Below are 22,499 nucleotides of genomic sequence, written 5' to 3'. Positions count from 1 at the left end.
TTCTCCCTCCCCTTTATGGGGAGGGTCGTCGCGCAGCGACGGGGTGGGGGCGGCCTGGCAAGGCCGCGCTGCTGGATACGAAACGGACCTGCGGAGTATCGCCTGGCCTTCCCCACCCGGCTTCGCTTCGCTCAGCCACCCTCCCCATAAAGGGGAGGGAGAATTTTGGTGACCCCCGCCGTCGAAGCCAACGCCGACGGCCTGATCGGGCCGACGCACTCCTACGCCGGCCTGTCGCCGGGCAACCTCGCCTCCAGCCTGAACAAGGGCGAGGCGTCGAATCCGCGCGCGGCGGTGCTTCAGGGGCTCGACAAGATGAAGGCGCTGGCGGACCTGGGCCTGCCCCAGTTCGTCCTGCCGCCGCACGAGCGGCCGAACATCCCCTTCCTGCGCTCGCTGGGCTTTTGGGGCTCCGACGCCCAGGTGCTGGAGCGCGCCTGGAAAGCCGCGCCCAGCTTCGCCGCCGCCGCCTGTTCGGCCTCCCCCATGTGGGCCGCCAACGCCGCGACGGTGACGCCCAGCGCCGACGCCGCCGACGGCCGGGTCCACTTCACCCCCGCCAACCTGGTCACCAACCTGCATCGGTCGCTGGAGCATCAGCAGACCAAGCGGGCGCTGGACGCCCTGTTCCCCAACGCCGACCGGTTCGCCGTCCACGACGCCCTGCCGTCCGTCGCCCATCTGGCCGACGAGGGCGCCGCCAACCACGTCCGCCTGTGCGCCGAGCATGGGGCGCCGGGCGTCAACCTGCTGGTCTGGGGCCGCGAGGCCTATGAGCCGTGGGACGGCCGCTTTCCCGCCCGCCAGACCCGCGAGGCCTGCGAAGCCGTCGCCCGCCGTCACGGCGCGTCCGGCGTCGTCCTGGCCCAGCAGTCGCGCGCCGCCATCGACGGCGGGACCTTCCACAACGACGTGGTCTGCGTCGGCGCCCTGGACACCCTGTTCTTCCACGACCTGGCGTTCCAGGACACGGCCGCGACCCAGGACGCCATCCGCTGCGCCGCCGAGGGGTTCGAGCCGGTCTTCGTCGAGGTCTCCTCCGCCGACCTGCCGCTGGCCGACGCGATCGGTTCCTATCTCTTCAACTCGATGCTGATCCAGGTTCCGGGCGAGGATCGCCTGACCCTGATCTGCCCGACCGAGACCCGCGACAACGCCCGCAGCCATGCGGTCGCCCAGGGCCTGGCCGCTTCCAACGGCCCCATCGGCCGGGTCGAATACGTCGATGTGCGACAGTCGATGCGGAACGGCGGCGGCCCCGCCTGCCTGCGCCTGCGCGTCGTCCTCACCGAGGCCGAACTGGCGGCGACCAATCCCGGAATGCGGCTGACGGAAGAACTGCACGGCGCGCTCAGCGTCTGGGGCGCGACCTGGTACCGCGACCGGCTGGCCCCCGCCCACCTGGCGGACCCGCAGCTGCTGGTCGAAAGCCGGGGCGCGCTGGACGAACTGACGCAGATCCTGGGGCTGGGCGGAGGCTTCTACCCGTTCCAGCGCGCCTAGACCTCATAAGCTTAGCCTATGCCAACGAAAAGAATATAACGTTTAGACTATCGACCGGCCTTTGATACCGTTCCTCCCTACAGGCGTCGGGGTCTTTCCGCGCGCCGGAGCCCTTGGGAGAGCGAAATGGACGGAAGCGACGAGAAACCTGCCGGCGGTTGCCCAGTGACGGGCGCGGGCGCCAAGCCCCCCGTATCGCGCGGCCGCACCAATCGCGACTGGTGGCCCAACGCCCTGAACGTCAAGGTTCTGCACCAGAACGTCGACCCCGCCAATCCGATGGGGCCCGACTTCGATTACCGCGACGAGTTCCGCAAGCTGGACCTGAAGGCGATCAAGGCCGACCTGACCGCCCTGATGACCGACAGCCAGCCGTGGTGGCCGGCCGACTGGGGCCATTACGGCCCCTTCTTCATCCGCATGGCCTGGCACAGCGCCGGCACCTATCGCACCGCCGACGGGCGCGGCGGTTCCTCGTCGGGCACCCAGCGGTTCGCGCCGCTGAACAGCTGGCCGGACAACACCAACCTGGACAAGGCGCGCCGCCTGCTGTGGCCGATCAAGCAGAAGTACGGCAACCGCATCTCCTGGGCCGACCTGATGATCCTGACCGGCAACGTCGCCCTGGAGTCGATGGGCTTCAAGACCTTCGGCTTCGCCGGCGGGCGCGAGGACGTGTGGGAGCCGGAAGAGGACGTCTATTGGGGGTCCGAGGACGTCTGGCTGGCCGACAGCAAGCACGCCTCCAGCCGCTATTCCGGCGAGCGCGACCTGGAAAACCCGCTGGCGGCGGTCCAGATGGGCCTGATCTACGTCAATCCCGAAGGACCGGACGGCAATCCCGACCCGGCCGCCTCGGGCCGCGACATCCGCGACACCTTCGGCCGCATGGCCATGAACGACGAGGAGACGGTGGCCCTGGTCGCGGGCGGCCACACCTTCGGCAAATGCCACGGGGCCGGCGACGCACGCCTGATCGGGGCCGAGCCCGAGGGCGCCGATATCGCCGCGCAAGGGTTGGGCTGGCACTCGACCCACGGCACGGGCATGGGCGGACACACCATCACCTCTGGCATCGAGGGCGCCTGGACCCCTACCCCCACCCAGTGGGACATGAGCTATTTCGACACCCTGTTCGGCCACGAGTGGGAACTGGTCAAGAGCCCCGCCGGCGCGCACCAGTGGCAGCCCAAGGAGCCCGAGGCCCAGACCCTGGTTCCCGACGCCCATGACGCCGCCAAGCGCAATCCGCCGATGATGACGACGGCGGACATGGCGCTGAGGGTCGACCCGATCTACGAGAAGATCTCGCGTCGCTTCCACCAGAACCCCGCCGAGTTCGCCGACGCCTTCGCCCGCGCCTGGTTCAAGCTGACCCACCGCGACATGGGGCCGGTCAGCCGCTACCTGGGCGAAGAGGCGCCGGCCGAGGTGCTGCTGTGGCAGGACCCGATCCCGGCGGCGGATCACGCCCTGATCGACGCCGGCGACATCGATGCGCTGAAGACCGACATCCTGGCGACCGGCCTGTCGGTGGCGGATCTGGTCAGCGTCGCCTGGGCCTCCGCCTCCACCTTCCGGGGCTCGGACAAGCGCGGCGGCGCCAACGGCGCTCGCATCCGCCTGTCGCCTCAGAAGGATTGGGCCGCCAACGAGCCCGAGACCCTGGCCAGGGTGCTGAAGGCGCTGGAAGGCGTGCAGTCCGCCTTCAACGCCCGCGCAAACGGGGGCAAGGCGGTGTCCCTGGCCGACCTGATCGTGCTGGGCGGCACGGCGGCGGTCGAGAAGGCCGCCATCGACGCCGGCCATCCGGTCGAGGTCGTCTTCACCCCCGGCCGCACCGACGCCGCCCAGGCGGACACCGACGTCGAAAGCTTCGCCGTGCTGGAGCCGCTGGACGACGGCTTCCGCAACTATCACGGCCGCCGCTTCCGCCTGACCCAGGAGGAGCTGCTGGTCGACCGCGCCCAGTTGCTGACCCTGACGGCGCCCGAGATGACGGTGCTGGTCGGCGGCCTGCGCGCGCTGGGAGCCACCCACGGGCGGACGACCCTGGGCGTCTTCACCGACCGGCCGGGCGTGCTGACCAACGACTTCTTCGTCAACCTGCTGGAGATGCACACCGTCTGGAAGGCCAGGGACGAAACCGAGACGGTGTTCGAGGGCCACGACCGGGTCTCGGGCGAGCTGAAGTGGACCGGCACGCGCGCCGACCTGATCTTCGGCTCCAACTCCCAGCTGCGCGCCATCGCCGAGGCCTATGCGGCGGCCGACGCGCAGAAGAAGTTCGTGCGCGACTTCGCCCGCGCCTGGACCAAGGTGATGAACCTGGACCGCTTCGACCTGCTGAAGTGACGGCCTGACGCCAAGAACGATGGGCGCGGCGACATCGCCGCGCCCGCTGTCGTCAAGGATTCAGGCGCGGCGACCACAGCCGCGCCTGCTGTCGTCGAGGATTCAGGCGGCGAAGCGCCCGCCCTTGGCGGCGTAGGCCTGGGTCCCGCGCGTATGGACCTGATCCGTCGGCAGGACGGCGTCGATGGCGATGTCGTCCTGCCCCTTCAGCCGCTCATAGACCGGCCCGAAATCCTTCAGCGTCTCGTTCTTCAGGGCTTCCAGGCCGTCGATGACGAAATAGACCTGCTGGAAATCGTCGATCCGGTACAGGGTGCGCATCACCCGCTCCAGGTCGAAGCCGATGCGGTTCGGCGACGGGTCGTCCAGGGCGAAGACGCTTTCGGTCGCCGAGGACACGATGCCGGCGCCGTAGATGCGCAGGGCTCCGGCCTCCTTCATCAGGCCGAACTCGACCGTATACCAATAAAGCCGCGCCAGGTTCGGCAGCATCCCCATCGACGCCGCCCGCTGCCCCCCCTTGCCGTAGGCCTCCATATAGGCGGCGAAGTCGGGGTCGGTCAGCATGGGCACATGGCCGAAGACGTCGTGGAAGATGTCCGGCTCCTGCAGATAGTCCAGCTGGTCCGGCTTCCTGATGAACTGGCCCGAGACAAAGCGACGGTTGGCCAGGTGGTCGAAGAAGACCTCGTCGGGCACCAGGCCGGGTACGCACACCACCGTCCACCCGGTCAGGGCCTGGAGCTTGGGATTGATGACGTCGAAATCGGGAATCCCGCCGGCGTTCAGGTCCAGCGCCTTGAGTCCGTTCAGAAAGGCCTCGCACGCGCGTCCGGGCAGGATCTTCATCTGGCGGGCGTACAGCGTGTCCCAGGTCTGATGTTCGACCTCGGTATAGGCGGACCAGTTCTGCGGAATGGTCCAGTCGGCGGCGGCGCCTTCCGGCGGCTTTTCGAAGACGTGCTCGAAATCGGACATGGAGAGCGTTTCCTCTTTTGTCCGCATATAGGCCCGACCGACCGGCGGTTCCAACCGTCAGTGAAGCCGCATGTCCAGCGGCGCATGGTGGCCGTGGGCGTCGATGGTGAACCAGCGCCTTTCGTCCGCGGGCGCCAGGCGCGCGTCGTCGCCCTCCAGCACGTCCTCGGCGGCGTAGGCGATAAAGCCGCCGTCCTCGCCGGTGGCGAACACCCGATAGAAGGGCTGGGCGGGCGATATCCCGCCGGTCTCCGAGGCGGGTCCGTCGTAGGCCGGATCCACGTCCATCACCACGCCGCGAAAGGCGTCGTCGCGGTGACGAACGATCTGGCCGATGCTGAAACGGGCGGTGTGAACAAGGGACATGGCCCTTCTGTTACGCGCCCGCGGCTGAAGCGGACGCCCACAGCGTCGTTCATCTTCCTGACAGAATGGCTTGGCGCGGACGATTCCGGCGCGCTAGGTTGCGCGGGACGGGCGCCGCATCGGACCGCCCACATTGGATACGGCCCATGCCGGAGACCCGCGGCGCGCCCAAACGGCGCGACGAGCGGTCCCAGCCTTCCCGGGGACGGGATGCGTCGGGTCGGGACGCGCCGCTGTACGGCGCGCTCGATCTGGGGACCAACAATTGCCGCCTGTTGATCGCGCGCCCGACGCGCGACGGCTTTCGGGTGGTGGACAGTTTCAGCCGCATCGTCCGGCTGGGCGAAGGGCTGTCGCGAACGGGGCGGCTGGACGAACGCGCCATGGACCGGGCCTATGAGGCGCTGGCCCTGTGCGCCGAGCGGCTGGCGCGCCGGGGGGTGCCGGCCGCGCGTCTCAGCGCCGTCGCGACCCAGGCCTGCCGCGCCGCCGAGAACGGCCCGGCCTTCGTGGAGCGGGTGCGCCAGGGCGCCGGCCTGAACCTGCGGATCATCGATCCGTCCGAAGAGGCCCGCCTGTCGGTCGAGGGCTGCGTCAACCTGATCGATCCGGCGGCGCAGGCCGCCCTGGTCATCGACGTCGGCGGCGGGTCGACCGAGATGTCCTGGCTGCGCAAGAGCGGCGAACGCTACGACACCGTCGCCTGGATGTCCGCCCCGCTGGGGGTGGTCACCCTGGCCGAACGTCACCCGGAACCGCCGAACTCGGGCGAGGCGTGGTACGAGGCCATGGTCGCCGACATGGGCGCCGCCATCGCCGCCGGCGGCGTCCGCCAGGACGAGCTGCGGGACCTCTTCGCCCAGGACCGGGGCCATCTGGTCGGCACCTCGGGCGCGATCACCAGCCTGGCGGGCATCCACCTGAAACTGCCGCGCTACAACCGCGATCGGGTCGACGGCCTGTGGATGACCCGCGCCGACTGCGAGGCGGCGGCGGACCATCTGAAGGCGCTGGGGCCTTCGGGCCGGGCGCGCGAGGCCTGCATCGGACCCGACCGCGCCGACCTGGTGCTGGCGGGCGCGGCCATCCTGGAGGCGGTCCAGCGCGCTTGGCCGTCGGAACGGGTTCGCGTCGCCGACCGCGGCCTGCGCGAGGGCCTGCTGCTGCAGATGATGCGCGAGGCCAGGAAGCCGGCGGGGCGTCGCCGCCGCCGACGGGGACGCTCTAGGGGCTCGGCGCCGTCGACGCCGGCGTGACCTGAACGGGCAGGTCGATGTCGCAGATGGAAAAGTCCGCACCGCGCGCCTGACGCGCGCGCTGCGCCAACGTCTGGAACGTCGGCGAGGCGGTGTTGAGGACCGTGACGGACGGGCGTTCGCCCTGCGGCAGGTCGGACGCGACGCGCACCCGCGTCATCCGGTCCGGATCGGGCACGATGCCGTCGGGCGTGCCGCCGGCCTTCAGCGACCGGACCACCTCCAGGCCCGACACCACCCGCCCCCAGACGGTGTAGCGCTTGTCCAGCGACGGATACGGCTGGCGCATCAGGAAGAACTGGCTGTTGGCCGTGTCGGCGCCCTCGTCGCGGGCCATGCCGGCCACGCCGGGGCAATAGACGCCCCAGCCGTGAACCTTGTGGTCGGGCGTGCCGGCCATCAGGGCGTCGGGCTGGGTCTCGACCGGAACCGATCCGATAAAGCCGCGCAGGGAGCCCGCCGGCGCCGACACCGGCGTGAACGCCATGTCCGGGCCGCGGCGGAAGGTGAACTCCGCCTTCAGGTCGGGATACCAGCTCTGGCCGTCGCCGGTGCCCAGGGGATCGCCGGTCTGGGCCATGAACCAGTCGATGACCCGGTGCCAGGCCAGGTTGTCGTAGAAGCCGCGCGAGGCCAGCAGGCGGATGCGCTCGACGTGGCCGGGCGCGATCTCCGGCGCCATCTCGACCAGCACCCGGCCGCGGCTGGTGTCGATGACCAGCAGGTTCTCCGGCGCCACGGCGCGCCATTCCGCGGGCGGGGGCGCAGGCGGAGCCGCTTCCTGGGCCAGCGTCGGCGTCGCGCCTGCGGTCACCGCCGCCAGAGCCGGCGTCAGCGCCGCCGCCAGCCTCTTCAGAGCCTTCATCTTTCCCCCTTCGCGCGGATCAGCCGCCTCGGACCTCCACGGTCGGCTGGATGCTGCAGACATTGGTCGTGTTGCCGGCCTGGGCGATCGCCGCGGCCGCCGTCTGGACCCGCACGGTCGGCCGCTCGCCCTCCGGCATCGCCGAGGCCATGCGCACCCGCGTCATGACGTCGGGGTCGGTCACCTTGCCGTCGTCGGCCTCGGAGCCGGCCTTCAGCGCGCGCAGCGCCTCCTGGCCGGACAGGACGCGGCCGAAGGCGGTGTATTGGCCGTTCAGGATGTCGCGCTCTCCGGTCATCAGGAAGAACTGGCTGTTGGCGCTGTCGGGCGAGCCCGCGCGCGCCATGCCCAGCACGCCGGTGCAGAACAGCCCCCCGGCGGTCACCTTGAAGTCCGCCGTGACCATCATCTGGGCGTCGGGCTGGGTCTGGATCGGCAGGGTTCCCATCAGACCCGTCACGGTCCCGCCGGTCGTGGGCACGGCCGCGAAGCCCGCATCCGCCCCGCGTCGGAAGGTGAACTCGGCCTTCAGATCCGGCAGTTCGCTGCCGCCCTGCCCCGTGCCTTGCGGATCGCCGGTCTGGGCCATGAAATTGGGGATGACGCGATGGAACTTCAGGCCGTCGTAAAAGCCCTGGTCGGCCAGGGTGCGGATGCGTTCGACATGGTTTGGCGCGGCCACGGGCGACAGCTCCACCAGCACGCGGCCCTTGGCGGTGTCGATGACCAGCAGGTTCTCCGGCGCCACCGTGCGCCATTCGGACGCGGCCTGGGCGACCGCCGGCGGCGGCGCCAGCGCCGGAAGGGCGCCGGCCAGAACAACCGCCATCGCGGCCAGAAGCTTGAATCCCATACGCGAGATCATCCCTTGATCTTGACCTTCGCCCGCACCTGTTCGGCGACGTTGGCGCTGACGAAGCTGTCGATATTCCCGTCCAGACGGGCGATTTCCTTGACCAGCCGCGAGGCGATGGCCTGATGCCGCGGATCGGCCATCAGGAATACCGTCTCGATGTCCTGATTGAGGCGCTGGTTCATGGCCGTCATCTGGAACTCGTATTCGAAGTCCGCCACCGCGCGCAAACCCCGGATGATGACGCTGGCCTCCACCGCCTCGGCGAAATGCATCAGCAGGGTCGAAAAGGGCCGCACGACGATGTCGCCGCCCAGCCCCGCCACCTCGGCCCGCACCATCTCGACCCGTTCGTCGGTCGTGAACAGCGGGCCCTTGTCGTCGTTCTGCGCCACGCCGATCACGACGCGGTCGACAAGCTTCAGCGCGCGCTTGATGATGTCGGTATGGCCGTTGGTCACCGGGTCGAAGGTGCCCGGATAAAGCCCGATGCGCATGGCGTGTCTCCCCACTGTCGCCTGCTTGTGGGGGTCGTTTAGCAGGTGCGAAATCAGCGGCCTAGCCGCCTGACGCCATCGTCATCGACCGAGCGGTTGCAGCGGCTGCATCGACCAGGCCCGGACGATCTTTTGCAGGGCGTCGGGATCGCCGGCGAAGGTCACGTCGTCGACGGCCGTGATCGTGCAGGCGGGCGTGGCGCTGTTGCAAAGGAAGGCGCCGTCGAAGCCGGGCAGGTCGTCCCTGTGCACGGGCCGCGTCTCGGCGCCCAGCCCGGCCTGGGCCAGGCCGCGGCCGATCAGCGCCTGGGTCACGCCGGCCAGCATGGGCCCCTGGGGCCAGACGATCCTTCCCCCCGCCAGGAAGCCGACGTTCCACAGCGTTCCCTCGGAAATCCATCCGTCCGCATCGGTGAACAGCGCATCGTCGAACCCGGCCGTCCGGGCCGCCCTTCGCGCGCGCACCAGGCCGAAGGTCGCAAGGTGTTTCAGGTGCGGCGCCTCGCGCACATGGACCACGGCCGTAACCCGCACGCGGTCGGCCAGCGGCGGCGGAGGCGGCGAGAAGCGCGTCATCACCCGCGGCGGGCCGACGAAGGTCGGCGCGCGATGACCGATCTCGGGCGAGAACAGGCTGACGCGCAGCCAGCCGTCGGTCCGATCGCCGACCGCCGACGTCATATGGCGCCGCAGCGCCGCCTCTCCGGGGCTTTCGCCGAACAGTTCGACCGCCGAAGCCTCCAGCCGCGCCAGATGCAGATCCAGCCCCCGCACGCCCCCGCCCTCCACGCGAAAGGATGTGTAGGCGCCGTAGTTTACGACGGCCTGATGGGCCAGATCGTCGAGAGAGGCGGGACCTCCGTCGATCAGGATGTCCCGAGCATTTGACACCGCAGCAAGACCTTTATATAACTTTATATATCTTAATGGAGCTTTTCATGAACGTGTATGCGCCGCTTCAAAGCTACCTCGCCGAGAGGGAGGAAATATCCGTCGTCATGACCTATAAGGAGATAGAAGCGCTGTTGGGTCGAAAGCTTCCTCCGACGGCTTATGGCGTGCACAAGCGCCAGTGGTGGGCCAACACGGAAACCCACAGCCAAGCCTTGGCTTGGCTGCGAGCGAAAAGAAAGGCACGCCTCGACGTCAACCATGACCGCGTGACCTTTACCAGCGTTTTGGCGAGCCTGGCGCCTCCCGCCGTTAGACCAATCGACGGCATGGCGGAACTGCACCTGAAGGGCCTGAACTCCGCCGCCAAAAGGATGCTTGAGGATATTGCGGAAGAGAAGGGCGTGTCGCCCGAGGATGCAGCCGTGACCTTGATCAACCAATCTGCATTAAAGCGAAGGGCGGCAACGCTTGATTGGTTCGCGGCGAACACTGCCATCTCAAAGACGTCGAGCGTTGATCTCATTCGGGCGGATCGAGATGGCCGTTGACGCCGTCGTCGACGCCTCGGTGATCGCCGCCGCATTCTTTAACGAAGCGCACTCCGAAGAAGCGCGCGCCTATCTTCGGCAGGGGCCGATATTGATAGCGCCAGATATTCTCCGACTCGAGATCGCCAGCATTGCTGCAAAAAAGGTATGGCGAGGTGAGACGCGCTTGGCCGTCTCAGCGGAAGCAGTCCGCACTATAGACGACTTTGTTGCAAACACCCGATCAAGCGCCAGCTTGGCGATGCGAGCTTTTAGCTTGGCTGCCGATCACCACTTTTCCGCGTACGATGCCGCATACCTAGCCTTGGCCGAAATCGAGAAGGCGCCGTTGGTTACGTTAGACGACAAGCTTATCGCTCGGACGCGGGATGCGGGTCTGGGGCGTCTGGCGAGACGCCCCAGAGGTTAATTTAGCCCTCTTCACCCTCATCGACCGCGCCGTCGCCCCCGCTTTCGGGCAGGCGTTCGACCGAGACGACCTTTTCGCCGTCGGCGGTGCGGAAGATGGTGACGCCCTGGCTGGAGCGGCCGACGATGCGGACCTGGTCCATGCGGGTGCGGATCATCTGGCCGCCGGAGGTGACCAGCAGCAGATCGTCCGTGTCCTCCACCGGGAAGGCCGCGGCCAGGCGTGCGCCCGCGCGACCGCCCAGCCCGTGGGCCGTCAGCCCCTGCCCGCCCCGGCCGGTGCGGCGATACTCATAGGCCGAGGACCGCTTGCCGAAGCCGGTTTCGGTGACCGTCAGGATGAACTGTTCGGCCGCGCCCAGTTCGGCGATGCGCTCGACCGACAGGCTGGCCTCGGCCCCCAGGTCCTGAGCGGCCTCCTCATCGACCTCGACCGGCGTGTCGTCGGTCTCGTCGCCGGCGGCGCGGCGCATGGCGTTGGCGTGTTTGACATAGGCGGCGCGCTCTTCCGGCGTCGCGTCGACGCGGCCCAGCACGGCCATGGAGATGACCTGGTCGCCGTCCTGCAGGCGGATGCCCCGCACGCCGGTGGAGTCGCGGCCCTTGAACACGCGCACGTCGTCGGCCTTGAAGCGGATGGCCCGGCCCATGGCGGTCGTCAGCATGACGTCGTCGTCGGCCGTGCACAGGCCCACGCCCACCATCCGGTCGTCGCCTTCCAGCTTCATGGCGATCTTGCCGGCGCGGTTGACGGTGGCGAAGTCGCTGAGCTTGTTGCGCCGCACGTCGCCCGAGCGGGTGGCGAACATGATGTCGTAGTCGCCCCAGGTCGCCTCGTCCTCGGGCAGGGGCAGCACGTTCATGATGCTGTCGCCCGGCTCGATCGGCAGCAGGTTGACGAAGGCCTTGCCGCGCGACTGCGGATTGCCCAGCGGCAGGCGCCAGGTCTTCAGCTTGTAGGCCTTGCCGTTGGTGGCGAAGAACAGCACCGGCGTGTGGGTCGAGGCGCTGAACACGCCGACCACCGCATCCTCGTCCTTCATCGCCATGCCGCTGCGGCCCTTGCCGCCGCGATGCTGGGTCCGATAGGCGTTCAGGGCCACGCGCTTGACGTAGCCGCCGTGGGTGACGGTGACGACCATGTCCTCGCGCGGGATCAGGTCCTCGTCCTCCATCTCGCCGTCGCCTTCCCCGATCAGGGTGCGACGCGGAACGGCGAAGTCCGCCTTCACCGCCAGCAGGTCCTCGCGGATGATGGCCAGGACGTTCTTGCGGTCCGACAGGATGGTCAGATGGCCCTGGATGGTCCCGGCCAGGCCATGCGCCTCGCCGAAGATGTCGTCGCGGCCCAGGCCCGTCAGCCGCGACAGGGTCAGGGCCAGGATGGCGCGGGCCTGCTCGTCGGTCAGGCGGATCTTGTCGCCTTCCACGATGACCGTGCGCGGATCGGCGATCAGCTCGACCAGGGCCATCATGTCGCCCACGGGCCAGGGCTTGGCCTGCAGCCGCTCGCGCGCCTCGGTCGGATCGGCCGACGAGCGGATGATGTGGATCACCTCGTCGATGTTGGCGACGGCGACGGCCAGACCGACCAGGACGTGGCCGCGGTCGCGCGCCTTGTTCAGCTCGAACTTGACGCGGCGGACCACCACCTCCTCGCGGAAGTCCAGGAAGGCCGCCAGCAGGGCGCGCAGGCCCATCTGCTCGGGGCGGCCGTGGTTCAGCGCCAGCATGTTGACGCCGAACGAGGACTGCATGGCGGTGTAGCGCCACAGCTGGTTCAGGATCACGTCGCCCGAGGCGTCGCGCTTCAGCTCGATGACGATCCGCATGCCGTGACGGTCGGATTCGTCGCGGACGTCGGCGATGCCTTCCAGGCGCTTCTCGCGCACCATTTCGGCGATGCGCTCGATCAGGGTCTGCTTGTTGACCTGATAGGGCAGTTCGGTGACGACGATCGCCTCGCGGTCCTTGCGGATTTCCTCGATCGAGGCCTTGCCGCGCACGATGACCGAGCCGCGGCCCTCGCGCAGGGCGTTGCGCGGCGCCGTGCGGCCCATGATCTCGCCGCCGGTCGGGAAGTCCGGACCCGGCACGATGTCCAGCAGCGCCTCGTCCGACACGTCCGGGTCGTCCAGCAGGACCACCGCCGCGTCGATCACCTCGCCCAGATTATGCGGCGGGATGTTGGTGGCCATGCCGACAGCGATGCCGCCCGCGCCGTTGACCAGCAGGTTCGGAATCCGCGACGGCAGGACCGCCGGCTCCAGTTCCTTCTCGTCGTAGTTCGGCTGGAAATCGACCGTGTCCTTGTCGATGTCGGCCATCAGGGCCACGGCCGCCGGCGCCATCCGGCACTCGGTGTAACGCATCGAGGCGGGCATATCGCCGTCGACCGAACCGAAGTTGCCCTGGCCGTCGACCAGCATCAGCCCCATCGAGAACGGCTGCGCCATCCGCACCAGCGCCATATAGACCGAGGCGTCGCCGTGCGGGTGGAACCGGCCCAGCACGTCGCCCACCACGCGCGCGCACTTCGAATAGGCGCGCTCAGGCGTCATGTTCAGGTCGTGCATCGAATACAGGATGCGCCGATGCACCGGCTTCAGGCCGTCGCGCGCGTCCGGCAGGGCGCGGCTGACGATCACGCTCATGGCGTAGTCGAGGTACGAACGCTTCAGTTCGTCCTCGATCGTGATCGTTGAGATGTCGGAGCCGCCGCCTCCGCCATTGATCGGGGTTGCGGCGTTTTCGTAGCTGTCGTCGGTCAAGGAAGCGTGGCTTTATGCGGCCGGAATCGGAACGTGATCCGCTGTTCCGGTTTCTAGCATTCAGGGGCTCGGGTGGCAAAGCGACGCCGCCGTGAAAGCCCGTCTCTGAAAGGACTTTCCGCATGCACGCCAAGACCCTCGCCGCCGCCCTGCTGATCGCGGCTCCGCTCGGCCTCGTCGCCGCCTGCGCCTCGACCGTCGAAGAGGCGCAACTGACGATGAACCGCGCGCCGGTCGGCGCCGGCGGACAGGCGGTCCTGGTCAACGCCGAAGGCGCCCAGATCGGCCGCGTCGAGCTGCGCCAGGGCGCGACCGGCCTGTTGATCAAGGTCGAGGCGTCGGGCCTGACGCCCGGCTGGCACGGCATCCACATCCACGCCACGGGAACCTGCGAGGCGCCCTTCACCTCGTCCGGCGCCCACATCAATCACGCCGAGCCCAAGGCCCCGCACGGCCTGCTGAACCCGAACGGCCCGGACGACGGCGACCTGCCCAACATCTACGCCGGCGCCGACGGCAAGGTGAACGCCGAACTGTTCACCACCCGCGCCCGCATCTCAGCAGAGGGGCCCGGCCAATGGCTGTGGGATCAGGACGGCTCGGCCGTCATCATTCACGCCAACGCCGACGACCACAGCACCCAGCCCATCGGCGGCGCAGGCGACCGGGTGGCCTGCGCGGCCCTCAGCGCAAGCTGACCTCCCGCCTCCTTCGCGCGACTAAGGGCCGCTGGCGTCGTCAGCGGCCCTTTTCCGTCAGCAGCCGCGTCAGCATGTCGATCTGCTCCTGCTGTTTCAGGATCATCGCGCCCAGTTGGCGGTCGCGCAGTTCGTCCAGCTTCTCGTGCAGCGCCATGATCTCGATCTCGGCCTTGAGGTTGACCTGGTAGTCGTTGGCCGCGTCCAGCCGGTCCTTCTCCGACTGCCGGTTCTGGCTCATCATGATGATGGGCGCCTGGATCGCCGCCAGCGTCGACAGCATCAGGTTCAGGAAGATGAAGGGGTACGGATCGAACGCCCCCCGTCCCAAGGCCAGGTTCAGCCCCGCCCACACAGCCAGGAACACGCCGAAAGCGCTGATGAAGGTCCAGGAGCCGCCGAAGCTGGCCACGCGGTCCGCCATCCGGTCGCCGAACGACAGCTTGCCGGCGAAGGCCTCGTTGGTGTCGCGCGTGATGGGGCGCCGGGCGGCGGTCCGGTCCAGCACCTGCCGTTCTTCCTCGTCCAGTTCGGCGTGCGGGCGCCCGAACCAGCGGTGGGACAGGCGGTCGGCGTCCAGGGAATTGCGCATGGCCAGGCTCCTGTTGGGAAGCGTCTAGATCAAGCCTTGGCGGCGCCCGCGCGCAAGCCCCGTTCGGCCAGGGCCACCACCGCGACCCCGCCCATGGCGATGGCGGCGCCGGTCAGGATCTGCGGCGTCAGCACGTCGCCCATGAAGGCCCAGCCGATCAGGATGGTGACCACGGGCGTGGCCAGCAGATAGGGGGTGACGCGGCCGGCCTCGCGCCTCTGAACCAGCCAGAACAGCAAGGTGGTGGCCATGACCGACGACACGATCCCCGCCCACAGCAGGGCCGCCCAGACCAGGGGCCCGGCGTGTCGCACCGCCTCGACCTGGCCGCGCTCGAACACCGCCGAGCCGAAGGCCAGGATCGGCAGGGTGCCGGCCGCCAGCAGGCCCTGCATCTTCAGCGGCGGGATCGAGGTCGTGCGCCGCGCCACCACCGTCGTCAGCGCCCAGGCCGCGCCGGCGGCTATACCCACCAGGATGGCGCGCCAGTCCTGGACGGCGTGGGCGTCCAGCATCATCCAGGCCACGCCGACGAAGGCCACGACCATCCCGCCCAGGGCCGCCTTGCCCAGCCGCTCCTTCAGCAACAGGAAGGCGCGGAATCCACAGCTGGTTCGCCACCGTCACCGGCGTGATGTCCGCAGCCAGGGAATAGGCGACGTAGAGCAGTCCGTACTGCAGCGCCCCGCCGACCACGACGATCAGCACCAGGCTGCGCCAATCCGGAAAGGGCGGGCGGACGAAGGGGACCAGGCAGACGGTGGCGATGGCGAAGCGCAACGCCCCGACCAGCAGCGGCGGCATCGTCTCGGTCGCCAGCTTGCCCGCCGCGTTGTTGACGCCCCAGGTGACGATGATCGCCAGGATGGCGGCGATCTCCAGCGCGGTCAGGGGATGCGGCCTGGAGGCGGCGGGAGCGGACGGGGCGGGCGCGGTCATGATCGCGCTATGGCACGCCGCGGCGCCCCCGTCCGCTCACATCGGATGACCCGACGTTTCGGTCGAAACGTCGGCGTCTCAGAAGGGGATGTCGTCGTTCAGGTCGTAGCTTTCCTTGGGACCGGAAGGCTTGTTGGCGCCGCCCGTCGAGAAGCCCGAGGAATAGTCGTCGTCGCCGCGGCCGCCGCCATAGCCGCCGCCCTGCGAGGCGCCGTCGGACCGGCCGCCCAGCATGGTCAGTTCGCCCTTGAACCGGCTGACCACGATCTCGGTCGTGTACTTCTCGACGCCCTGCTGGTCGGTCCACTTGCGGGTCTGCAGCGCGCCTTCGATGTAGACGGTCGAGCCCTTCTTCACATAGTTCTCGACCACCTTGACGATGTTGTCGTTGAAGATGACGACGCGGTGCCACTCGGTCTTTTCCTTGCGCTCGCCGCTCGACTTGTCGCGCCAGGTCTCGGAAGTGGCGATCGACAGGTTGGCGATGCGGTCGCCGTTCGGCATCGACCGGATCTCGGGATCGCGGCCCAGGTTGCCGACCAGAATGACCTTGTTGACGCTGCCCGCCATGGAAACTTCCTTCTCGTATGGGTGGCGACTCGGTCGCCGGCCCGCAATTCAGCCGATGTCTTAGGCGCCGGGAGACCGGCCGCCACCCCGCATTCGACATCGCGCGCGTCAAACCGGTGGATTAACGAATGTTCCACCTTTGTTCGATCGGCGCAAGCCTGGCCTATCGCCCCTCGGGTGCCGGGGCGACGGCGACCGGGCGGCCCGTGTCGTCGCGGGCGATGGCGCCGGGAATGGCCAGGCGGCCGTCGCCGGTGCGCGCCATCGCGAAGAAGCGGCTGCCGTCCAGGCTCTGGCCGATCTTGACCCCTTCGCGGTCGATGAAGACGAACCGGCCCTGATAGGCCCCCACGATCTCCTGGTTCGATCCCCCCATCCGCAGGAAGCGCAGCCGCATCTCTTCCAGCCGCGCGGCGCAGAACTCGATCTGGGCCTGGTCGCGCGCCACCACCTCCAGGCGCGGCGGCTCGCCGTCTGGGCGGGCGACGAAATAGCAGACGCCGGGTTCGAAATCGAAATCGGGGCCCTGGCTGCACGCCCCGACGAGAGCGGCGGCGGCGAAGGCGGCGAGGGTGACGGCGGCGCGCATCAGTTCAGACCCGGGAATTGGCAGTTGCGATCCTGTTCGGCCAGGGTGCGGAAACGCGTATTGTCGGCCGATTGTTCAACCCGGCGCGGCACCAGGCGCAGGGTGGTGTCGCCCCAGCGCCCGTACTGGGCCTCTCCGGGACGAACGCAGGTCCCGGCGTACAGCGCCTGAACGCAGGCGTTCAGCCCCATGCCCGTCGACAGCACCCGCCAGTCGGAGCCGCTGTAACGCAGGCAGGGCGTGGCGGACGGCGCGGGCGACGGAGACGGTCGCGGCGCGGCGGCGTCGGGCGACGGCGCCGGCGCGGCCTCGGCCATCTCGATCGGCGGCGCCTCGGGCGGCGGCGCGAAGGCCGCCGTGGGCGCGGCCGCCAGGGCGCCGGTCTCGTCCAGGCCCACGTCCAGGGCGTCGGTCGCCAGCCCGTTGCGCTGGGCGCAGTCGGCCAGGGTGGCCATGCCCACGAACTGGCCGTCGACGAAGCAGCGCAGTTCGCGCGTCGGCTCCAGCGACGGCGCCTCGGCCAGGTCCACGACCAGCCCGCCCTTGGACGCGGGGGGCGCCTCGTCGGGCTGATCCCCGCCGGTGAAGACCAGGGCCAGCGCCACGGCGGCGACAACCACGACGGCCGCGCCCACGCCGATGATCACGCGATTGTCTTTGGGAAGGGCCATGCGACGGCTTTCACGGAGGGGGAGCGTCAATAACCCCGACCCGACGCCGGGCGTCAACCGTCAACAGGCGCTCAGGCCGTCGTGCTGAGCCGCGCCAGCGCCGCCTGGAAGTTGGCCGCCTGGGTGTCGTAATAGGCCGTCGAGCCGCCCTTGCCGGTCAGGCTGTTGGTCAGGGTTCCGGCGGTTTGCGGGCCTAGGCCCTTGTAGGCCGACCGGACGGTGGAGATCGCGCTGGCCAGGGCCTCGATGGAGGCCTTGATCGCCTCCTTGCCGTTCAGCGTCAGGGTGTTGGGCAGGCTCAGCCCATAGGCCTTCCTGTCCTTCGATTCAGCGCCCGCGGTCGTTGAGATCAGCCCCGGCGTCAGGCCCAGCGCGCCCAGCGCGTCCTTGCCTGGCGCGCCGGAGGAGATGACGGCGCCGGCCTTGTTGCTCTCGGCGGTGATCTCCAGCCGCTGCATGAAGGGGGCGGTCTTGTCGGTGACGACGGTCGCCTTCAGCTGGCGGCTGGAGGCGTTGACGATCTTCTTGGCCAGGGTGTCCAGCGTGTCCTTGGCCGTGATCTCCACCGTGACCGCGCGCGCGCCGTTGCCGGGCGTGACGGTGAACTGGTCGCCGACCCGCAATGCGGTGGCCTGGGTCAGCAGCTTGGCGTTGGTCTGGGTGATCTCGCCCTGCGGCAGGCCCAGCCGGTCCAGGACGCTGGCGCCGCCCGAGGCGACCGCGATCGTCGCGGGACGGGCCTGGGCGTTGTCGGCGGTCCAGGTCCGGCTCCACTCCACCGCGCCCGTCTCGGGGTCCAGGCGCGACAGATAGCCTTGGCTGGGATCGGCGTCGGAAGCGCCGGCCGCCCGGTTGGCGCCGGTGATCCAGACCTTGCCGTCCTTGACCACCACGTCGGCGGCGGTGTCGTCGCCCTCCCCGCCTATATAGGTCAGGCGGTCGCTGGCGGCCGGCTGCAGGTCAGCCGACATCACGGCGATGAAGGCGTCCGAACCGCCCCCGTGCGCCGTGGTCGGCGCGCCCAGGTCCAGCGCGGCGTTCTCGGTCTGGCCCGTCAGGATGACGCGCCCGTTGTCGATCGCGATCCCGGCGATGCTCCCTTGCGCCAGCCCCAGGTCGCGGGTCGCCGACAGCACGGGCGCGCCGTCTTCGCCCAGGGTGAACTGGCGCACCACCATGCGGCCGTTCTCCACCCCGGCGGTGTAGAGGTCCGAGCCCGAGACCGTCATGGCCTGGACGAAATCATCGCCCACGCCCCCGAACTGCGCCACCGCGCCCGCCAGGCCCTGGACCGGCGCGATCGGCGTCGTCTGATGCTCCGAGAAGGCCTGCACATAGCCGTCCCAGCCGCCCAGGGCCGTGGCGCCCGGCATGGCCGAACGCGCGCGGCCGGCGACATAGACCTGGCCGTCCGGGCCGAAGCTGACCGCGGTCGCCTCGTCCTCGGCCTTGGCTCCGCGCCTCTGGGTCCACATCTCGGCCCCCGTCGCGTCGAAGACGGTGACGAAGCTGTCGGCCACGGTCTGGTCGGCGCCGCTCTTGCCCGGCTCCAGGGCGCCCGTGACCGATCCCGCGACGGCGACGCGGCCGTCGTCGCCCACGGCGATGGCGAAGCCGCTGGCTTCGCTGGCGGCGCCCAGCAGCCGGGTCGAGACCAGGTTGCCCGCGGAATCGAACTTCATCAGGGCGACGTCGCTCTTGCCCTTGATCGGTTGGTTGGCGTCGCCCGCGGTCAGGTCCGCCACGACCCACAGCGAACCGTCGGCCGCCGTCGCGCTGGCCCGCACGGTCCCGACGCCTTCCGGCAGCGCCGTCTGCCCCACCTGCCCGTCGACCGCGAAGGCGTCCCCCACGCGCGCCGCGGCGGCGGGAGCCGACCCGCCGTCGGCCTGGAACTTCAACAGCTGATCGACGCCCTTGGTCCCCACCCCTTGCGTCACATAGACCGCGTCGGAGACGGCGTCGGCCGAGAAGGACACGGTCTCGCCCACCGCGCCCTGGATCTCGAAGGCCCACTGGTCGGGGCCCGCCGGCAGGGTGATGGTCTTGTCGCCGCTCTTGACCGTCTTGGCCTCGCCGGGAATCTGCTCGTAGCTGACCCGCGTGGAGACGCCGGCGTCGCCCAGCTTGGCGTTGATGTGCTGCACCACCGCGCCGAAGGTGCGCGGCGTGTCGCCCATGTCGGCCAGGTCGATCTGGATCGCCCGCGATCCCACGGTCATGGTGAAGCGAACGTCGCCCTCGAAGGCCGCCACCGGTTCGCTTATGGCGCCCATGTGCACCGGCTGGGAGACGAAGGTGGTCGACGACTTCTCGATCCCCGCCGTCGTCTTGACCTTGGTCGAAGACACGCCCTGCACCAGGTCGACGCCCTCGAACTTCGTGGTCGACAGCCAGTCGCCGACCTCCTCCAGGCCGCTGGCGAAGCGCTTCTGCGTCTGGGCCAGTTCGATCGCGCTCAACCCCCGCTCCCCCGCGCGGTCGGCAAGGGCGCTGAGGGTCTCCAGACCCTTGTAGAGGGCGAAAAGGCGCGTGTAGTCGGCCGAGGCTCCGGCCAGATCCAGGTCCACGGCGCTTTCGTTGATCAGCCGGCGGCCGGCCAGGGCCGAGCGCACCAGGTCGCTGGGCTTCGAGGCGGTCTCGGTGCTGGACCAGGGCGCGGTCGGCTGGGTCTTCTTGGTTGCGGTCGTGGCGGCCGAGGTCGTGCTCGACGTCGTGGTGGTCGACGTCCCGAACAGGCCCAGCAGGTAGCTGTTGTCGATCATCATGCGGCTCCGCGCCTCACTCTTGCGCCAAGCCGGGATAACGCGGGGTTAAGCGAGGCCTCAGCCCTGGAACAGCGACAGGATCACCTGCGGCGCCTGGTTGGCGATCGACAGGGCCTGGACGCCCAGCTGCTGCTGAACCTGCAGGGCCTGCAACCGCGCGCTTTCCTTGGCTAGGTCGGCGTCGACCAGATTGCCGATGCCGGTCTCCAGCGAATCCGACAGCTTGCTGACGAAGACCGTGTGGCGTTCGATCTGCTTGGCCTGCGCGCCCAGGTCCGCCAGACGCGCGCTGCTGGTCGTGATGGCGGCCGTCACCGCCGTCAGGGCGGCCGTGGCGTTGGCCTCGCTGGTCAGGTCCAGGCCGTCCAGGCCCAGGCCGGTCAGCGTCATGTCCTGCGGATCCAGCGAGATGGTCTCGCTCGCGTTCGCATTGGCCAAGAAGTCCAGCGGCGCGGTGATCGACCCGTCGAAGATGTTGGCGCCGTCGAAGATGGCGTTGTCGGCGAACGACTGGATGGATTCCAGCAGCGACTGGAACTCGGCGTTGTAGGAATCCCGCGTGGCCTGGGTGGCGCTGGGTTCGGAGGCGGCCGTCGCCTTCTGCTTCAACTCGATCAGCAGGTCGGAGATCTGCTCGCCGGCGGCCAGAGAGACGTCGGCGATGGAGGTGGCGCGGTTCAGGCTGGTGGTCACCGCCTCCAGCGACCCCTTGTCCGCGCGTTGGCCCTGGGCCACGGCCCAGACCGCCGCATTGTCCTTGGCGCCCTGAACCTTCAGCCCGGTGTTGACACGGCTCTGCGTCGCCGCGAGCTGGTCGTTCGTGCGGTTCAGGTTCTGCAGCGCCACGAGCGCCGAGGCGTTGGTATGGATGCTGGTGGTCATGGCTTCGAGCCTCGGAACTTCTGTTCGAAGCAGGATTAACCATGAGTCGTGAGCGTATGGTTAACGCGCGGGCGACGCCGATCGCGCCGCGCGGCGGACGCCGGCGACGGGGCAAGACGTGGGTCCGGACCCTTCAGATGGTCGTGTCGACCACCTTGCCGCCTCGGTAGGTCGGGTCGGCGTTCAGCCGTTCCACCTCCTCGCGGGGCAGCTGACGGATCACCTCTCCGGTGACCCGATCCAGGACCTTGTAGATGAAGCGGCCTTCCGGGGTCGCCTCTATGGTCAGCCGCATTCGACTGATGTCGGCGTTGTCGTTTCGCGCGTCCGTCGCCGGGACGGCGGGCGGGGGCGCGGGGACGGCGGCGGCGACTTCGACGGCTGGGGATACGCTGGCTACACTCGCGACATGGTTGGACATGGCTCCAGGCGCGGCCTCGACCGCGCTCCTCTAGCGCAAGAGGTCGGCCGGAACGATCACGCGGATCGTCCCGGCCGGTCGTCTTAGCGGAACAGGCCGAGCAGGATCGAGCTCGACGAGTTGGCGATCGACAGGGCCTGCACGCCCAGCTGTTGCTTGGTCTGCAGGGCCGTCAGGCGGGCGCTTTCCTTGGCCAGGTCAGCGTCCACCAGGTTGCCGACGCCGGCTTCCAGGGCGTCTTCCATCTTGCTGGTGAAGGTGGTCTGACGCTCCAGCGACTTCGACTGGGTGCCCAGGGTCGCCAGGTCGGCCGTGAAGGCCTCGATGGCGGTCTGGACTTCGGCGGCCGTGGCGCCCGCGGGCGTCGCGTCGGCCGGAGCGGCCATGCCCACGGTGTAGGTCGTGCCGCTGGTGTCGGAGATCACGTCGACCGAGGCGGTCCACAGGTTCTCGCCGTCGAAGTTGGCGCCGGCCAGGGCGTTGTCGATTTCGGTCTGCAGGGCGTCATAGTCGGCTTGCAGAGCCGTGGTCGTGGCGGTCGAGCCGCCGGCTTCGATGGCCACCGCCAGGGACTTCATTTCGGTCAGGGCCGAGATGACGGTGTCGCCGGCCGCCAGGGCCACGTCGACGATCGATTGGCCGCGTTGCAGCGACTGCTTGACCGAGGTCAGCGAGCCCAGTTCGGCGCGCTGGTTGGTGGCGATGGCGAAGATCGCGCCGTTGTCCTTGGCCGAGGAGACGGCCTGACCGGTGCTGACGCGGTTCTGGGTGGTGGCGAGCGCCCGGCTGGTGGCGTTCAGGGACTGCAGCGCGACGTTGGCGCCGTAGTTCGTGTTGATGCTGTTAGCCATTTTGGCTGTCCTTCTTCACTTCGTGGTGTCCGGCGTCGTTTTGACGGCCGGGGGCCTTTTGCCCACCTGGATGGAAGCAAATGCCGGGCCAGAGCGAAGATTAACGGGCCAACGCAAGACCCGCTCATATTATTGATTTTGCTGAGTTATATCGCCGTTTACGTTAAGGCTGCGGCAGGAAATGCCGGGTCGGCGGCAAGGTCTGCCGGGCGCCCGGCAAAATC

23 protein-coding genes and 1 pseudogene are annotated in these 22,499 nt (G+C 69.0%); 7 read left to right on the top strand and 17 right to left on the bottom strand.

Going from position 1 to position 22,499, the window contains the following annotated elements; genetic code table 11:
• The first annotated feature begins 168 nt into the window (after positions 1-168).
• Positions 169-1,503, top strand: a complete 1,335-nt coding sequence (astB, locus tag M8231_RS02615) for an N-succinylarginine dihydrolase (RefSeq protein ID WP_250202178.1) — start codon at positions 169-171, stop codon at positions 1,501-1,503.
• Positions 1,504-1,629: 126 nt separating this feature from the next.
• Positions 1,630-3,858: a catalase/peroxidase HPI gene (katG, locus tag M8231_RS02610; protein ID WP_250202177.1), complete on the top strand. Its 2,229-nt coding sequence runs from the start codon at positions 1,630-1,632 to the stop codon at positions 3,856-3,858.
• A 102-nt stretch (positions 3,859-3,960) separates the two neighbouring features.
• Here katG and phhA read toward each other — a convergent pair whose 3' ends face one another.
• Positions 3,961-4,836, bottom strand: coding sequence for a phenylalanine 4-monooxygenase (phhA, locus tag M8231_RS02605; protein WP_250202176.1), 876 nt, complete (start codon positions 4,834-4,836; stop codon positions 3,961-3,963).
• Between the two features lie 57 nt (positions 4,837-4,893).
• Complete coding sequence (gene hspQ, locus M8231_RS02600; RefSeq protein WP_249751282.1) at positions 4,894-5,202, bottom strand: heat shock protein HspQ; 309 nt, start codon at positions 5,200-5,202, stop codon at positions 4,894-4,896.
• 146 nt (positions 5,203-5,348) lie between these two features.
• Between hspQ and M8231_RS02595 the strand changes: the two genes are divergently transcribed.
• Positions 5,349-6,458, top strand: a complete 1,110-nt coding sequence (locus tag M8231_RS02595; RefSeq protein WP_249751283.1) for a Ppx/GppA phosphatase family protein — start codon at positions 5,349-5,351, stop codon at positions 6,456-6,458.
• Here M8231_RS02595 and M8231_RS02590 read toward each other — a convergent pair.
• From M8231_RS02590 to M8231_RS02575, 4 genes are all read right to left on the bottom strand, one after another.
• Positions 6,427-7,323 carry a peptidylprolyl isomerase gene (locus tag M8231_RS02590; RefSeq protein ID WP_249751284.1) on the bottom strand — a complete coding sequence of 299 codons (897 nt, stop codon included), beginning with the start codon at positions 7,321-7,323 and terminating at the stop codon, positions 6,427-6,429. The two genes, M8231_RS02595 and M8231_RS02590, sit on opposite strands and share 32 nt — an antisense overlap.
• Positions 7,324-7,342: 19 nt before the next feature.
• Positions 7,343-8,176, bottom strand: coding sequence for a peptidylprolyl isomerase (locus tag M8231_RS02585; protein WP_284150804.1), 834 nt, complete (start codon positions 8,174-8,176; stop codon positions 7,343-7,345).
• A gap of 8 nt (positions 8,177-8,184) precedes the next feature.
• A complete protein-coding gene (coaD, locus tag M8231_RS02580) occupies positions 8,185-8,673 on the bottom strand; it encodes a pantetheine-phosphate adenylyltransferase (RefSeq protein ID WP_249751285.1) in 489 nt (162 codons plus the stop codon).
• A gap of 81 nt (positions 8,674-8,754) precedes the next feature.
• Positions 8,755-9,564, bottom strand: a complete 810-nt coding sequence (locus M8231_RS02575) for an aminotransferase class IV (protein WP_250202175.1) — start codon at positions 9,562-9,564, stop codon at positions 8,755-8,757.
• 47 nt (positions 9,565-9,611) lie between these two features.
• Between M8231_RS02575 and M8231_RS02570 the strand changes: the two genes are divergently transcribed.
• Positions 9,612-10,115: a DUF7662 domain-containing protein gene (locus tag M8231_RS02570; protein WP_249751288.1), complete on the top strand. Its 504-nt coding sequence runs from the start codon at positions 9,612-9,614 to the stop codon at positions 10,113-10,115.
• On the top strand, positions 10,105-10,524 hold the full coding sequence (locus M8231_RS02565; protein ID WP_249751289.1) for a type II toxin-antitoxin system VapC family toxin: 420 nt from the start codon (positions 10,105-10,107) through the stop codon (positions 10,522-10,524). The genes M8231_RS02570 and M8231_RS02565 overlap by 11 nt, the downstream gene beginning before the upstream one ends.
• A gap of 1 nt (position 10,525) precedes the next feature.
• Here the strand turns inward: M8231_RS02565 and gyrA are convergent, their stop codons facing one another.
• The gene (gyrA, locus tag M8231_RS02560; RefSeq protein ID WP_249751290.1) at positions 10,526-13,294 is read right to left on the bottom strand and encodes a DNA gyrase subunit A; all 2,769 of its coding nucleotides are present in this window, start codon (positions 13,292-13,294) and stop codon (positions 10,526-10,528) included.
• A gap of 122 nt (positions 13,295-13,416) precedes the next feature.
• Between gyrA and M8231_RS02555 the strand changes: the two genes are divergently transcribed.
• Positions 13,417-13,992 (top strand): superoxide dismutase family protein, encoded by a 576-nt coding sequence (locus tag M8231_RS02555; protein ID WP_249751291.1) that lies wholly within the window; start codon positions 13,417-13,419, stop codon positions 13,990-13,992.
• Positions 13,993-14,032: 40 nt separating this feature from the next.
• Here the strand turns inward: M8231_RS02555 and M8231_RS02550 are convergent, their stop codons facing one another.
• The 3 genes and pseudogenes from M8231_RS02550 to M8231_RS16980 form a co-directional block, all read right to left on the bottom strand.
• Positions 14,033-14,584, bottom strand: coding sequence for a DUF1003 domain-containing protein (locus tag M8231_RS02550; protein WP_249751292.1), 552 nt, complete (start codon positions 14,582-14,584; stop codon positions 14,033-14,035).
• A gap of 29 nt (positions 14,585-14,613) precedes the next feature.
• Entirely contained in the window at positions 14,614-15,171 is a 558-nt protein-coding gene (locus tag M8231_RS02545; protein ID WP_348521883.1) for a DMT family transporter, read from the bottom strand.
• 124 nt (positions 15,172-15,295) lie between these two features.
• Positions 15,296-15,403: pseudogene (locus tag M8231_RS16980) on the bottom strand (DMT family transporter); the annotation flags it as partial.
• Between M8231_RS16980 and M8231_RS02540 the strand changes: the two are divergent.
• Positions 15,351-15,572, top strand: coding sequence for a hypothetical protein (locus tag M8231_RS02540; protein ID WP_249752010.1), 222 nt, complete (start codon positions 15,351-15,353; stop codon positions 15,570-15,572). The pseudogene M8231_RS16980 and the gene M8231_RS02540 overlap by 53 nt on opposite strands.
• Positions 15,573-15,601: 29 nt before the next feature.
• Here M8231_RS02540 and ssb read toward each other — a convergent pair whose 3' ends face one another.
• From ssb to M8231_RS02505, 7 genes are all read right to left on the bottom strand, one after another.
• The gene (gene ssb / locus M8231_RS02535) at positions 15,602-16,093 is read right to left on the bottom strand and encodes a single-stranded DNA-binding protein (RefSeq protein ID WP_250202174.1); all 492 of its coding nucleotides are present in this window, start codon (positions 16,091-16,093) and stop codon (positions 15,602-15,604) included.
• 163 nt (positions 16,094-16,256) lie between these two features.
• Positions 16,257-16,682: a hypothetical protein gene (locus M8231_RS02530; RefSeq protein ID WP_249751293.1), complete on the bottom strand. Its 426-nt coding sequence runs from the start codon at positions 16,680-16,682 to the stop codon at positions 16,257-16,259.
• Positions 16,682-17,353 (bottom strand): hypothetical protein, encoded by a 672-nt coding sequence (locus tag M8231_RS02525; protein WP_250202173.1) that lies wholly within the window; start codon positions 17,351-17,353, stop codon positions 16,682-16,684. Before M8231_RS02525 ends, M8231_RS02530 begins: the two co-directional genes overlap by 1 nt.
• A 71-nt stretch (positions 17,354-17,424) precedes the next feature.
• Complete coding sequence (locus M8231_RS02520) at positions 17,425-20,121, bottom strand: transcriptional regulator (protein WP_250202172.1); 2,697 nt, start codon at positions 20,119-20,121, stop codon at positions 17,425-17,427.
• A 57-nt stretch (positions 20,122-20,178) separates the two neighbouring features.
• Positions 20,179-21,003, bottom strand: a complete 825-nt coding sequence (locus M8231_RS02515; RefSeq protein WP_249751296.1) for a flagellin — start codon at positions 21,001-21,003, stop codon at positions 20,179-20,181.
• 133 nt (positions 21,004-21,136) lie between these two features.
• Positions 21,137-21,424 (bottom strand): flagellar protein FlaG, encoded by a 288-nt coding sequence (locus tag M8231_RS02510; RefSeq protein ID WP_249751297.1) that lies wholly within the window; start codon positions 21,422-21,424, stop codon positions 21,137-21,139.
• Positions 21,425-21,507: 83 nt separating this feature from the next.
• A complete protein-coding gene (locus M8231_RS02505) occupies positions 21,508-22,275 on the bottom strand; it encodes a flagellin (RefSeq protein WP_249751298.1) in 768 nt (255 codons plus the stop codon).
• Between the last annotated feature and the right edge of the window lie 224 nt (positions 22,276-22,499).

The sequence above is a fragment of the Brevundimonas albigilva genome (genome assembly GCF_023573565.1).
Lineage (GTDB): Bacteria > Pseudomonadota > Alphaproteobacteria > Caulobacterales > Caulobacteraceae > Brevundimonas > Brevundimonas albigilva.
The sequence above is the reverse complement of the archived record's forward strand: the minus strand, read 5'-3'. Positions and strand labels throughout refer to the sequence as shown.

Excerpts from the sequence above, each read along its gene's own strand:
- M8231_RS02510 (WP_249751297.1), bottom strand. The coding sequence starts at position 21,424 with ATGTCCAACCATGTCGCGAGTGTAGCCAGCGTATCCCCAGCCGTCGAA.
- M8231_RS02525 (WP_250202173.1), bottom strand. The coding sequence starts at position 17,353 with ATGGCCCTTCCCAAAGACAATCGCGTGATCATCGGCGTGGGCGCGGCC.
- M8231_RS02595 (WP_249751283.1), top strand. The coding sequence starts at position 5,349 with ATGCCGGAGACCCGCGGCGCGCCCAAACGGCGCGACGAGCGGTCCCAG.
- hspQ (WP_249751282.1), bottom strand. The coding sequence starts at position 5,202 with ATGTCCCTTGTTCACACCGCCCGTTTCAGCATCGGCCAGATCGTTCGT.
- M8231_RS02530 (WP_249751293.1), bottom strand. The coding sequence starts at position 16,682 with ATGCGCGCCGCCGTCACCCTCGCCGCCTTCGCCGCCGCCGCTCTCGTC.
- M8231_RS02520 (WP_250202172.1), bottom strand. The coding sequence starts at position 20,121 with ATGATGATCGACAACAGCTACCTGCTGGGCCTGTTCGGGACGTCGACC.
- M8231_RS02550 (WP_249751292.1), bottom strand. The coding sequence starts at position 14,584 with ATGCGCAATTCCCTGGACGCCGACCGCCTGTCCCACCGCTGGTTCGGG.
- katG (WP_250202177.1), top strand. The coding sequence starts at position 1,630 with ATGGACGGAAGCGACGAGAAACCTGCCGGCGGTTGCCCAGTGACGGGC.
- phhA (WP_250202176.1), bottom strand. The coding sequence starts at position 4,836 with ATGTCCGATTTCGAGCACGTCTTCGAAAAGCCGCCGGAAGGCGCCGCC.
- M8231_RS02505 (WP_249751298.1), bottom strand. The coding sequence starts at position 22,275 with ATGGCTAACAGCATCAACACGAACTACGGCGCCAACGTCGCGCTGCAG.
- coaD (WP_249751285.1), bottom strand. The coding sequence starts at position 8,673 with ATGCGCATCGGGCTTTATCCGGGCACCTTCGACCCGGTGACCAACGGC.
- M8231_RS02565 (WP_249751289.1), top strand. The coding sequence starts at position 10,105 with ATGGCCGTTGACGCCGTCGTCGACGCCTCGGTGATCGCCGCCGCATTC.
- M8231_RS02555 (WP_249751291.1), top strand. The coding sequence starts at position 13,417 with ATGCACGCCAAGACCCTCGCCGCCGCCCTGCTGATCGCGGCTCCGCTC.
- M8231_RS02590 (WP_249751284.1), bottom strand. The coding sequence starts at position 7,323 with ATGAAGGCTCTGAAGAGGCTGGCGGCGGCGCTGACGCCGGCTCTGGCG.
- ssb (WP_250202174.1), bottom strand. The coding sequence starts at position 16,093 with ATGGCGGGCAGCGTCAACAAGGTCATTCTGGTCGGCAACCTGGGCCGC.
- M8231_RS02540 (WP_249752010.1), top strand. The coding sequence starts at position 15,351 with ATGGCGAAGCGCAACGCCCCGACCAGCAGCGGCGGCATCGTCTCGGTC.
- M8231_RS02570 (WP_249751288.1), top strand. The coding sequence starts at position 9,612 with ATGAACGTGTATGCGCCGCTTCAAAGCTACCTCGCCGAGAGGGAGGAA.
- M8231_RS02585 (WP_284150804.1), bottom strand. The coding sequence starts at position 8,176 with ATGGGATTCAAGCTTCTGGCCGCGATGGCGGTTGTTCTGGCCGGCGCC.
- M8231_RS02515 (WP_249751296.1), bottom strand. The coding sequence starts at position 21,003 with ATGACCACCAGCATCCATACCAACGCCTCGGCGCTCGTGGCGCTGCAG.